This is a genomic window from Bacillus sp. 17RED48 (genome assembly GCF_019837545.1).
GTDB classification, from domain to species: Bacteria; Bacillota; Bacilli; order Bacillales; family Bacillaceae_G; genus Bacillus_A; species Bacillus_A wiedmannii.
Genome location: NZ_JADAXG010000002.1, coordinates 1 through 12,975, shown reverse-complemented (window position 1 = coordinate 12,975; position 12,975 = coordinate 1). Strand labels below are relative to the sequence as shown.

3 protein-coding genes and 9 pseudogenes are annotated in these 12,975 nt (G+C 36.1%); 7 read left to right on the top strand and 5 right to left on the bottom strand.

Features of this window, described 5'->3' with window-relative positions; translation table 11 throughout:
* Positions 1-334 precede the first annotated feature (334 nt).
* A pseudogene (locus ILT06_RS06835) lies at positions 335-898 on the top strand (delta endotoxin C-terminal domain-containing protein).
* Positions 899-965: 67 nt separating this feature from the next.
* Positions 966-2,444, top strand: coding sequence for a pesticidial crystal protein (locus ILT06_RS06830; RefSeq protein WP_261784496.1), 1,479 nt, complete (start codon positions 966-968; stop codon positions 2,442-2,444).
* Positions 2,445-2,699: 255 nt separating this feature from the next.
* Here the strand turns inward: ILT06_RS06830 and ILT06_RS06825 are convergent.
* The 4 genes and pseudogenes from ILT06_RS06825 to ILT06_RS06810 form a co-directional block, all read right to left on the bottom strand.
* A pseudogene (locus ILT06_RS06825) lies at positions 2,700-3,301 on the bottom strand (IS6 family transposase).
* 374 nt (positions 3,302-3,675) lie between these two features.
* Complete coding sequence (locus tag ILT06_RS06820; protein ID WP_222654946.1) at positions 3,676-4,056, bottom strand: DUF6262 family protein; 381 nt, start codon at positions 4,054-4,056, stop codon at positions 3,676-3,678.
* A pseudogene (locus tag ILT06_RS06815) lies at positions 4,049-6,154 on the bottom strand (tyrosine-type recombinase/integrase). Before ILT06_RS06815 ends, ILT06_RS06820 begins: the two are co-directional and overlap by 8 nt.
* An 11-nt stretch (positions 6,155-6,165) precedes the next feature.
* Positions 6,166-7,285, bottom strand: a pseudogene (locus tag ILT06_RS06810) (tyrosine-type recombinase/integrase).
* A gap of 209 nt (positions 7,286-7,494) precedes the next feature.
* Here ILT06_RS06810 and ILT06_RS06805 point away from each other — a divergent pair.
* From ILT06_RS06805 to ILT06_RS06795, 3 pseudogenes are all read left to right on the top strand, one after another.
* Positions 7,495-8,418 (top strand): annotated as a pseudogene (locus ILT06_RS06805) (IS4 family transposase); the annotation flags it as partial.
* 523 nt (positions 8,419-8,941) lie between these two features.
* A pseudogene (gene ltrA / locus ILT06_RS06800) lies at positions 8,942-10,235 on the top strand (group II intron reverse transcriptase/maturase).
* A 146-nt stretch (positions 10,236-10,381) separates the two neighbouring features.
* Positions 10,382-10,765, top strand: a pseudogene (locus ILT06_RS06795) (IS4 family transposase); the annotation flags it as partial.
* A 164-nt stretch (positions 10,766-10,929) separates the two neighbouring features.
* Here ILT06_RS06795 and ILT06_RS06790 read toward each other — a convergent pair.
* Positions 10,930-11,640 carry an IS3 family transposase gene (locus tag ILT06_RS06790; protein ID WP_222654945.1) on the bottom strand — a complete coding sequence of 237 codons (711 nt, stop codon included), beginning with the start codon at positions 11,638-11,640 and terminating at the stop codon, positions 10,930-10,932.
* Between the two features lie 624 nt (positions 11,641-12,264).
* On the opposite strand from ILT06_RS06790, the pseudogene ILT06_RS06785 reads away from it, so the two are divergent.
* Both ILT06_RS06785 and ILT06_RS06780 read left to right on the top strand, forming a co-directional pair.
* Positions 12,265-12,404, top strand: a pseudogene (locus ILT06_RS06785) (DDE-type integrase/transposase/recombinase); the annotation flags it as partial.
* A gap of 229 nt (positions 12,405-12,633) precedes the next feature.
* Positions 12,634-12,975: pseudogene (locus ILT06_RS06780) on the top strand (hypothetical protein); the annotation flags it as partial.

Here is a 12,975-nt window from a genome sequence, read left to right as displayed (position 1 = left end):
GATTTATAGATTCCTAATGAAATTTGTTTTATGCAGCAGTTCCAAATAGTTGATGGATGAAACTTCACTTGATTTTCGACAGGCTTCTCACCTAAAGCGTTATATGGCACAGCATACGAAATATTGCGTAGATATTTACAATAAAGGTTATAGTTTTCTAACAGGCAATGCTAATCTACCTGCTATTCGAACAAATTTTAACTTTCTTACAAATAAAGAAGTAGCTGGCCCTCCAACATACAATAACTATAATCATATTTTGTCATACATGTTGCTAGATTATGATTGAAATCAGACGGGGGGAATAGGCACAGATGGATATTCATTTGCATTTATGCATAGTAGCGTTGATCCTTATAACACCATTGCCCCAGATAAAATTAGGAAAATTCCTGCAGTAAAAGCTTTTGCTTTAGAATCAAATAGCCAACAAACAGCCCAAGTCTTAGCTGGACCTGCTCATACAGGAGGAGATATAGTAAGATTACTACCATCTTAAGCACGTTTAAAAATACGTTTAACTCCTGCATCCACGAATAAAAATTATCGTGTTAGAATTCTCTATTCATCCTGGACATATGGTGCTGTATTAGTAGAAAGGTGGTCGCCGAGTGGTGCTATAAACAATGTTTTTCCTGTTCCAATTACGCTGGGATCAACCTATGGATATGTGGACACTTTGGTTACTACATTTAATCAATCAGGTGTTGAAATAATTATAAAAACTAATTCTGCTGACTATATAGACTTTGACAAAGTTGAACTCATCCTAATTGATATCCCATTTAAAAAATGTACGAAATGTCAATTTGCAGGAGAAGTATGCACATGTAGTTGTCCAGCATTACAATCCTTAGACACAGAAAAAGAAATTGTAAATAGTTTATTTGTCGAATAAAACCAAGTATGTACTGAAGTAGGAGGTAAGGCTGTTCGAAAAATAAGTAGAAAAGGTAGTGAATACTATGTATGCCAATAATATCAAAAATACACTAAAATTAGAAACGACAGACTATGAAATCGATCAAGCGGCAATTTCTATAGAATGTATGTCTAATGAACAAGATCCACAGAAAAAAATGATGTTATGGGATGAAGTAAAACAGGCGAAACAACTCAGTCAAGCTCGTAATTTACTCTATAATGGTGATTTTGAAGATGCATCAAGCGGCTGGAAAACCAGTACGACGATCGAGATTCGAGAGGATAGTTCCATTTTTAAAGGATATTATCTTCATATGTTTGGGGCAAGAGATATTGAGGGAACCCTATTTCCAACCTATATCTATCAAAAAATAGATGAATCCAAATTAAAACCATATACACGTTATCGAGTAAGAGGCTTTGTAGGAAGTAGTAAAGATTTAAAATTAGTGGTAACACGCTATGGGAAAGAAATTGATGCCATTATGGATGTTCCAAATGATTTGGCCTATATGCAGCCTACCCCTTCATGTGGAGATTATCGCTGTGACTCATCATCCCAGTCTACAATGAGTCAAGGGTATCTTACACCAGTACCAGATGGATATGCTTCTAATATGTATGCATGCCCGTCAAACCAAGGTAAAAAACAGGTTATGTGTCACGATCGTCATCCATTTGATTTTCATATTGATACAGGAGAATTAGATACAAATAAAAACTTAGGTATTTGGGTCTTGTTTAAAATTTCTTCCCCAGATGGTTATGCTACATTAGGGAATCTAGAAGTAATTGAAGAAGGACCACTAACAGGCGGAGCATTGGCACATGTGAAACAGAAGGAAAAGAAATGGAAACAACACATGGAGAAAAAGCGAATGGAAACACAACAAGCCTATGATCCAGCAAAGCAGGCAGTAAATGCATTATTCACAAATGCACAAGGAGACGAATTACACTATCATATTACTTTAGATTATATTAAGAACGCCGATCATTTGGTACAGTCGATTCCCTATGTATACCATGATTGGTTACCGGATGCTCCAGGTATGAACTATGATGTATATCAAGAGTTAAACGCACGTATCATGCAGGCGTACAATTTATATAATGCGCGAAATGGCATCACAAATGGTGACTTTACACAAGGGTTACAGGGATGGCATGCAACAGGTAAAATAGACGTACAACAAATGGATGGAGCTTCTGTATTAGTTCTATCAAACTGGAGTGCGGGGGTATCTCAGAATCTGCATGTCCAAGATCATCATGGATATGTGTTACGTGTGATTGCCAAAAAAGAAGGTCCTGGAAAAGGGTATGTAACGATGATGGATTGTAACGGCAATCAGGAAACGATGAAGTTCACTTCTTGTGAAGAAGGATATATGACAAAAACAGTAGAGGTATTCCCAGAAAGTGATCATGTACGGATTGAAATAGGAGAAACCGAAGGTACATTTTATATAGATAGCATCGAGTTGCTTTGTATGAAAGGGTATACAAAGCAACTATAACCAAGACTCTAGTGGTATGTATAATCAAAATTATACTAACAATGATGACCTGCATTCCGGTTGCACATGTAACCAAGGGCATAACTCTGGCTGTACATGTAATCAAGGATATAACCGTTAACGATTCTAAATAAGAATCAACATGTTTGCGAAAAATAAACACCTACTCACAAAATCTATTGCATAACATAAGGTTCTGGTGCAAAAATAGTGGGATATGAAAGAAGAGTAAAAGATTCCTAGCGGAATGGAACGTTATGCTGTTAAACCAAAGAGTTCATTGATAAGATATATCTGCCTTTGGAGAGTTTGTCCTTTTTTGACCATATGCATGGCTTCTATTCCAGCAATCATTTTTGTAGCGGTTCGTAATGATTTTACTCCAAGCATAGTCCAGATTCGTTTTTTAATTCCCTTATCGTAACGGGATAGGCTTTATCACCATCCACAGTTATTACACGAGGTCTTGTTACATGATAAGAAGCCAGGGTTTTCTTTAGAAAACGCTTGGTAGCCTTCGCATCTCGTTTATTACTCAAATAAAAATCAAGCGTGCTTCCCTTAGAATCAACAGCACGGTATAAGTACATTTTTTTGCCTTTGATTTTGATGTAGGTTTCATCCACTCTCCAGGAATCATTTTTTTGTTTCAAATGTTTTCGAATCCGCTCATTTAATTCAGGTCCATATTGATGAACCCATCGCATAATCGTTGTATGGACCAAGGATAATCCTCTTTCTTCCATCATTTCCACCAAATCACGAAGACTGAGGTTGTACCGTAGGTACCAACGTACCGCTAATAAAATGATATCAGGCTGGTAATGTTTCCATTTGAATATATTTTCTTTTTCCATCCTAATCACGCACCTTTTTTAGTAGTAGTACCAGTATGGCCAAGTTTGAAAGAACATTTTCGAACCGTTTAGCTTTTTTGCACCAGAACCTACGAAAGTAATTTTTAATTTTATTGTATCAAAACCAACTAGAAAAAGTTTGTATAAATATACATGCTTATTTTTGAGAAAAAACTTCTGACAAGGTGATATCTAGAGTGTTAGTTAAAAGAGCTAATTCAATTGATTATTCTTCTGAATAGAAAAATTAAGATGATTGAAGGTATAGGGAACTTTGTATGAAGTTCCCTAATTTAAGTGTAAAAGTCAATATTAAAACTTAACAGAGTCATATATTTTAAATATGAGCAAACCAATTACATTTTCCAGTTTACTTATATCTGTTTGTATACGTCTGCATATACCACTTTTAGTTGATTACGTAATTGCCTGTTTTCTTCTTCTACTTTCTTAATTTTTCGCTTTAAAGATTCAATAATTACATCTTTATTGCTGTCACTCATCTCACGTTTTATCTGTTTTGATGTAGGAGTTTGTGTTTGCTGTTGACGCAGGGTTTCAATCCGTTTACGGAACTTCTGATTATTATACAATGTTGCTTTAGCAATTCCCGCCTCATTTGCTACACTATTAAAATTGATGTTCTGATTGGCTCGTACGAGCCTTTGGATTGCTTCATCAACTTTTTGAGAGGTGATTGCCTTTCTGGCTGCATGAATTGCTTTTAGTTGCTCTATACGATTATAACTAACCATGCTTCACACCATACTTTCTTTTTATACGATCTTGTCGGCCAAAAATAATATTACCTTCTCTAATATTATTTAAGATACCTTGATATCTGTTTAAATTCTTTTCATGTTTCTCAACCATATCCTCACGATTATGCTGTTTAGCTATTTCTACAGCTCTCGTTGTTGTTTTAATGTGCAACTCATATTTTTCAACATCCAGCTCTGAAAATCCAATCGCTAAGTCTTTGCAAGGGCTACCACTATTACATGTCAAACAAGGTAGTGCTTCCATATGTGGACAATCTCCTTTCAATCGTGCGTGGCATGTTCCATAAGGGTTGTCCATTGCATTTAATTTATGCTCTTGCCAGAGTGCTTGTAAGATATCCTCAGGAATATCTTCACCCTCATTAATCTTTTGTACCTCACCATTCAAATCAAAGCTGAAAACTCCTTGATTTATAACAGACTCGAATGCTTTTCGTTTGGTTTCATCCAATAGCTTAGCATACCGTAAAGTCATTTCAGGAGATGCATGAGCTAGTAATTCTTGTACTGTTAAAATATCTGCCCCGCCATTCAATAATTTCACAGCATACGTATGACGAAATTGGTGGGTCTTAAAACGAAAAGTATCACCATTTTCATCTACAATGTTTTTATGTTCTGCTAGTTCATTCAAATGTCTTCGAATCCAATCTTGCGTATAGGGCTTACCTTTTTGTATCCCTTGATATCGTACAAAGATATATTTTTCTGGATTATTATCTTGTGTGCTATTTTCTTTGGAATTTGAAATTAAAACCGAAAGAATTTTTGCGAGCTCCTCATCAATTGGGATACGATGACCTTGTACAAACGTTTTTTCAATATCAGTCACAATAGAATATTTGCCATTCAATTGTACAAGGCAATCTGTTGTGAGTTCTAATACATCTGAAATGCGAAGGCCCGTTTTAAATGCTACCCATACCACCGGTATGATGTCTTTATGAAGTTCGTTAAGATGAGCGAATAATTGTTCCAGTACAAAGTCAGGAATGTAATCAATTTGCCCATAGGGCTTTTTTTTCACTTTTGGTTTATCTCCTGGGAAAATTAATAATCTTACATTTGTAGCTGGAGCAATTTCATATTCGTATTTTTGAATATCCCCTAAGAACTTACTGATAATTTTCAAGCCTTCTGAGATATATCTTTCTGGATTTTCAATTTTTTTCTTTTTGGTATCTTCATGAAACTATTGAATATATAGCTCCATGTGAGGTCTTTTGAGACCTTTCAAATCATTCCATGTTGGTTCTAATGAAAATATGAAAGAAAAAAATTTAGTTAAAGTTTTTGAATAGACTCTTGCTGTAGCAAACGAAAGATTCTGTCGTCCCATTAAACGTTGCTTGATATATTTTTTTGTACTATCTTTTATTTTCATTGGTTCTATTTTAGTGAAATCAAGAAAATGTGAGGTTAAACTTTTGCTGTAGTATATCCCATATTTGGTATGTAATATCCGTACATCCCAACGATCTTTCTCCCATTCATCACGCGAATCTGCTAACACCAAGAAGTTGGAATGAATGATACGAAAATAGGTTGCTGCGGGGGATTTATGTGTATATCCGTCGAACATTGTGGTCTTTGATGTCTTTGTTGTAGGAATTCCATGTTGTTCTAACCAAAACAACCATTCTCGTTCAGCCTTCTCCATATCCAACTCAAATAAAGAGGAAAGGAGGGGGTACTTTTCGTTAAGAAAAATGGATAATTTGTTTAATGATGCAGCCTTTTGATTAAAACCACTACTTAGTGCCCACTGTTCTTTGAATAATTTTTGATACCATACATATTTTATTTCAAGATTAACAGTTGGACTATTTATTCGAAAATGCACATTTCGACGTTTTCCCTTGTAATTATCCACCATTTTCCGAAATTGAGGGATACTTTCTAAGAATTTGATATTCCAATTGTTATTCATTAAAATGTAGGGATTTTCCACACGGTTAGTGGTAACAGATCCATCAGATTGGATTGTTTTTTCTATATAACTAGAAAGTTCATATTTCAATCGTTCATGAAAATTTACTTCTTCTATATTTATTTGTCGCTTTCGCTTCATATTTACCACCTTCAGCTTTTTTCATCGATTTTAAATGCGTATTGTGCTTTTTCCCAATCCTTACGGATATCTTCGTCCGAAGGATGGAGGTACAAATTCATTGTTGTTTGAATTTGAGCATGTCCTAATCTCTCTTGTACTTGCTTGATGTCCTTTGTCTGTTGGTAGTATATGGTGGCATGTGTATGTCGTAACAGGTGAGGATGAATATCAATTTTTGTTTTCTTTCGCAAGCGTTTAAAGAGAGATTCTACATCGCTTTAATTCATAGGTCTACCCATATTTCTTCCACGCAGCTTAATAAAGACAAAGTTTGTTTCAATATTTAGTCCATCAATAATTTCATATAGATAATCATCATACAAATCCATAAGGTGTTGTGATACAAATATCTCCCGTTCTCCTGTTTTGAGCTTTGCACCATTCTCTAATTCTCCTCGGTCCCTCAAGCGAATCCGATGTCCTTTTTGGTGGTCAAATATAAAGTCCTCCAAATATAGAGAAAGAGCCTCTCCAATACGTAATCCCGTTTCAAACAGAAGTTGAATAAGAAAAGCATCCCGTATATTTGTAGTAGCTGTGAAAGTTTGTCGCACTTGCTCTTTTGTGAGTATTTGAATTCTTTTACGAGGCTCTTTTATTTTTAATACATTTCGAATAGAGGGCTTATTCTTATTAATATGATATAGAAAACTCTTATATCGTGTTCTTCCTCCTGTATAAATCTGACGCATTAGTTTTTCATTCATGTCTTTAGATATTTCTTCGTTACGGTATAAATAATCATAAAAATTTGTAACTGTAGTAATGGTTAAGTTTACTGTTTTTTTCAGTCTTTTTCGATTTCACAGGAGTAATAGACGCTATATTTAAACTAGTATACGGATGACGTAACCAACCAAAAAAATCTGCCAAGTCTTCTAACTTTATTTCTTTGTAATTCTTTTCAGTTTCTCTTAAATATAAAAGATATTGTTTTAGGGCATAACAATATGTCTTTTGAGTATTCCTACTTTTACCTGTACTATCCAAATATTTGAGATATTTTACTACCGGAACAATCGGAATCCCTTTTTCATCAATTAACATGTATTTTTTACTGTTCTCAAGCAAGATTTCTTGTACACGCATAGAATTCCTCCCCTAGATTTTATACTAAATCTAACCACTATTTTTAAACCTACCTTATAGAAGTTATCCCCCAGCTACACCACCTTTACATTTTAAACATAACATACTAAATTAATATCATATAGTTAATCATTATATGATGCGATAAAAAAGAATAATAGACTTTTATATTAAACATACTATTCGCTTTTTATTATAGTAGAGTTAACCATGGGCACCATTTTTTATCTTTGTGTGTATGGTTGTTAAATCAACAAATTGCTACAACCTCTCTTACTCAACTTTGTAGTCAATTAGAAACTTCAACAGGAATTTTATTAAGTCTTGAGGGACTGGATCAACGATTTAACTCGGCTTCTGTAGCCTTCTTTCGAACTGTATTTACTACACTTCTACAAGCTAAAATTGGAGGATCATCTACAATTTCTCATTCTCTTTCTGCTTACTTTGAGCGGATTCGCATCTTTGATTCTACAACCTTTCAAGTTCCAGATCGATTCGCAGCTACTTATCCTGGTGCCGGAGGCTGTAGTCATACAGCTGGTGTGAAAATCCAATTAGAGTATGACTTGTTGAGTGGAGAGTTTTCTGATGTGAAAATTGAACCAGGAAAACGAAGTGATCAAGCATATGGGGCGACTCGAATGGACATGACACAAAAGAATGAACTATATATTCGTGACTTAGGGTATTTTCGTTTACAAGACTTTAAATCGATCCAAGATAAGGAAGGGTATAATTTATCGCGTCTTAAATTACCAACTAAAATATATAGAAAAGAATTGGAAACAGTGGTATTTAAAACAAAACCTGCTCAATTGAGACCGGTATATATACAAATTCATTTGGAAGACATCATGAGCCAATTACAACCTGGCCAAGTTTATGAATTACATGATGTATATGTAGGGAGCAAAGACAAACTACCCACTCGCATTGTGGTTTATAGATGTACAGAGGTGCAAAAACAGAAGCGTCTACATGATCGAGCTATTCGTGAAAAGAAAAAAGGGATTACATATACAGATCGTACGAAAATTTTACAAGGAATTACGGTATATATGACAAACATTCCTACGGAATGGGTACCGAAAGAGAAAATCTATGATTTATATTCACTGCGTTGGCAAATTGGCGTGTCCAGATAAGGACACATTATCTAGTTGGTGAAAGTCCAATCGGGAGAATAGACTCCACTCTCGTAGCCTGAGAGGCGCCATGAAGTGAAAGCGACATGGCGAAGCCCTCTGACATCACATGCAAAAGGCATGTGGGCAAATCTCCAGGTTGTAACGTACAGTGAACGTAGATGTAGCCTCGTTACACGCAATTCCCGTGGCTGAGACGGTCGATAACGTGCGAAAGCAACAAGAACTGACCGAAACGAGTCTGGAACGGCAGTTCTCACCGGCGGGGTATCAGCGGCGACATGGAGAGAAAGATAATGTGGAAACTGGAGAAGCCCTCGACACCCGATGAAAAAACCTCATCGAGGAGACCGTCTCTACAACCGCGACCGGGAAGTGAGAACGGTAGGTGTTAGGGTGGCGCGGAACGGATCGTAGTATACCAGAGATCTGCGTGCAGCAAAACGCGCGGGGAGGAAAGAGTCCGAACCTGTAAACATTTCGTATGACTAAATAAGGCAAGGGTGCCATGACAAAAACACCCACCACTTTGCAGGAACTAAGGCAACGAATCTATCGAAAGGCTAAGTCTGAACCTACGCACCGGTTTTAGGGGCTATTTACCCACATTACCAAAATGAAAATCCTTCACGAAGCATATCAACAGGCAAGGAAAAATAACGGTGCTCCAGGCATTGATGGGAAAAGTTTTGCTGATATAGAACTAGAAGGAGTTATCCCATTCTTAACGGGTATTCAAGAAGAATTGCAAGCTGGAATATATCGGCCACAAGCCAACCGAAAAGTAGAAATCCCAAGGGCAAACGGCAAAATGCGAACTCTACAAATTCCGTGTATACGAGACCGTGTAGTACAAGGAGCGCTCAAACTCATATTAGAAGCAATTTTTGAAGCTGATTTCTGTCCAAATTCGTATGGGTTTCGGCCGAAACGCTCTCCACATCAGGCATTGACAGAAGTACGACGCAGTATATTACGCCGTATGACCATAATAATTGATGTTGATTTGTCACGCTACTTTGATACAATCCGATACAACATATTATTGGAGAAAATCGCGAAACGTGTCCAAGACCCACAGGTTATGCATCTTGTAAAACAGGTAATTAAGGCAACAGGAAAGATCGGTGTCCCGCAAGGGGGGCCATTTTCTCCACTAGCCGCGAACATTTACCTCAATGAAGTGGATTGGACATTTGATACCATTCGACGCAAAACAGCTAAGGGAAATTACGAAGCTGTAAACTATCACCGTTTTGCCGACGATATAGTTATCGCTGTAAGCGGACACTCCAGTAAAAGTGGATGGGCTGAACTGGCATTACGACGACTGTTGGAACAGTTAAAGCCTTTGGGAGTTGAACTGAATCTGGAGAAGACTCAGATGGTCAATGTCCTAAAAGGAGAATCCTTCGGATTTTTAGGATTTGACCTGAGACGAATACCGAACCAAAATAAGAATGGGTTCTTCGTTTTCATGATCCCGAAGAAGAGAGCTCGCACAACAGTGAAAGCAAAAATTCGCGAACTCATTCAAAACGTAGGAGCGAAGCCAGCACAATACTTAATAAAACAAATCAATGCCGTACTGACTGGATGGGTGAACTACTTCCGGGTTGGGAACTCTAGTCAAGCATTCAGTGAAGTACGTGATTATACGGAGATGAAAATTCGCACACTGTTAACGAGAAGGAAACGACGAAAGCGTAGCATCGGATGGCAGAGATGGAGTAACGAATATCTCTATGGTGTACTGGGACTGGAAAGTCCTTCCCCTGAAAAGTGCAGAGAGTTTCCGATGAAAGTGTCTGCCATTTGATAGGTCTCATAACCCTTTTGATGAAGTTTATGGGGTGAGCTGCTTGAGGGGAAACCTCACGAGCAGTTCTTATGGGGAGAGGCTGGAAACGGGTCACAATTGATACCGTGCCAGTCTTTTACCCGATAGCTGTTATTTAAAATATGGAAATCTTGGTTTTGAATTCATCGTTGTAAATCTATTAAACAAGAGCGAATAGAATGCCACCTTTATAGACAACTCATTAGTATCCTATTATGATCTTCTACTATGTTTAAAATGAGAGAACTCCTGTTACGTAAGAAACAGAAAGAACTAAGTGAATATAAAGCGATGTACATAATTAAAAATTATTTCTTACTTTTTCATCAAGCACTACATAAAAATACCCAAGAATTATCAAAGATTCTCCTTCGTCTGTTTAACCTCCTGCAGCGAAATGGACGAAAATCTCACAGATTTGAGAAAAAAACAGTCTTTGATATTTTAGGTGTTGTGTATGAGTATACCACTTCTGCCCATCAGGTAGCATAGCGAAAAATTTGAAACCCATCAGGGTTTATTTGACGTGTCTACTTTTATAACATCTATAAAAGAGAATAAAAAACTACGTGGAAAGACCGCATTTTGTATAAAAATATATGTTAAGTTGATGGATGTGTGGTCTGATCCCATTTGGTGAGACAAAGAAAAAAAACCTAGATAACATGTTTCCTATAAGCTATAGGTGACATGTTATCTAATTTCCTCTGAATCCGTTCATTATTATAGTAGTGGATGTATTCATCCACAGTTTGTATTATACTAGCATTATTCAATTGTTTTATATTTTGCGCATAGAATCCTTCGGATTTTAAATGAGAATGAAAGGATCCTATGAGGGCATTATCATGGCAGTTTTCTTTACGGGAGTAGCTGCCAATGGCGCCTAGTTGCTGAAGCGCATGGTGATAAGCAAAAGATGTATATTGGAATCCTTGATTTGGGTGGATGATAGTTCCATATACAGCTCTTTTTTGCGCTGTTAAATCTAATTTTTTTAGAACAAGTTGTAAATCATTGCGATGCGAGAGTTTCCAAGCTACGATTTCATTGTTATAAATGTCTTGAACGACTGATAAATAGAGAAATTTATCCTTGAGTGACAAATAAGTGATATCTGTAACAAGTACCTCATTCGGCTTTCGGTTTCGGAACTGTTGTTCTACTATATTATGAAAAATCTTTGGGGATTTACCTTTAAAAAAGCGTCGCTTTTTATGAATGAGTGATTGAATTTGGAGTTCTCGCATAAGTCTGTATACCTTTTTGAGGTTCACTAAAAATCTAGCCTCTTGTAAGGCAATTTTCATACGAGGACAATCAAATTTCTTGTGCTTTACATGAATGGCCTGAATCAGTTCACGCAATTAATCTTTTGAAAGGCGTAATTGCTTTTGCATACACGTTGAGCGCCACTTATAATAACTTGAACAATTTAACTCCGCAATGATGATAGGCCATGTTACTTTGTATTGAGAACGTAGTTCTTCAATAATTTCATACTTAGCTGTTTGGGCAAAAACACCTCCTACAGATTTGGATACCGCTTTTTTAAATAAGCTACCTAAGCCTTGTAATATTCTAATTTTTCTTCAATACTATTGAATCTCGTACGAAGACGACCCTTCAAGGGGCTTTTCAAACCGTTATTGCCACGGTTGTTTCTTCTTAAATTTGATGTATTTCGGCATTTCCGAATCCAATTCATTAACTGTGTTCTACTTTTTGGCTTATATTTCTTAGCTACAGTTGATTGGCTACCTTCACCATGTAAATAACTTTTTACAGTTTGTATCTTTCATTCATTTGAATACGTTTGAAATGTATCTCCTTTTTTGGCCATGACCCAAGTAAAAGTGTAGCATCCATGTCTATCCATGGTCTTTTTATACAGTTTACCTTAAGGGGATAATATCAATCAGTATGTCCAAGTTTGGGAGATTACTTGCAGATAGTTCGAAGTTTTTGCACCAAAACCTTATTTTGGTAGACGTTGGATACACGAGTATGGTGATCAAATTTGGAAAAAAATAAATCTACACATTTTATTTGGCATTTAGATGAGACTTATATCAAAGTCAAAGGAGAGTGGTGTTATCTCTATCATGCGATTAATCAAGAAGGATACACATGAGGGTTCAAGTAGAATGCTAGTTGTATTTTTTCCATTTAATTTTTAAAAAATTATTAAGTGGTATTTAGAATATATTTTTATAGTTAGAATAGTATAAAGGAGATGTGGAATTAATTAATTTTAAAATTTGAATGGTACGGCTAAGAAAAATATAAAATTTATATTTGTAATAAAGGTGGACCGATTATATTGAATCACTTAAAAACGAAAGGGAGGAAAATATTTCATGATGAATAAATTAAATACAGGAGATTTAATTAAGGTATATTCTGCAGGAACTTTAGAGGGACAAGGGAATTACATAGGTACTTTCCAGGGGCAAAATTCATCATTTTTATCCTGGAAAAATGATCAAGGAAATGAAGTGTATACTAGTATAAGCTCAATCAGTGTAGAAATACTACAAAGAAGTAACAGTCACAACATAACTTCCAATCCTGATAATTATAACTCAAACTCTCATAACAACCATGAATCTAGCTACCCTGATAATTACAACTCAAGCTCTCATAACAACCATGAATCTAGCTACCCTGATAATTACAACTCAAACTCTCATAACAACCAT

Bases quoted from the DNA above. Each gene is read 5' to 3' on its own strand.
- ILT06_RS06820 (WP_222654946.1), bottom strand. From the start codon at position 4,056: ATGGTTAGTTATAATCGTATAGAGCAACTAAAAGCAATTCATGCAGCC.
- ILT06_RS06830 (WP_261784496.1), top strand. From the start codon at position 966: ATGTATGCCAATAATATCAAAAATACACTAAAATTAGAAACGACAGAC.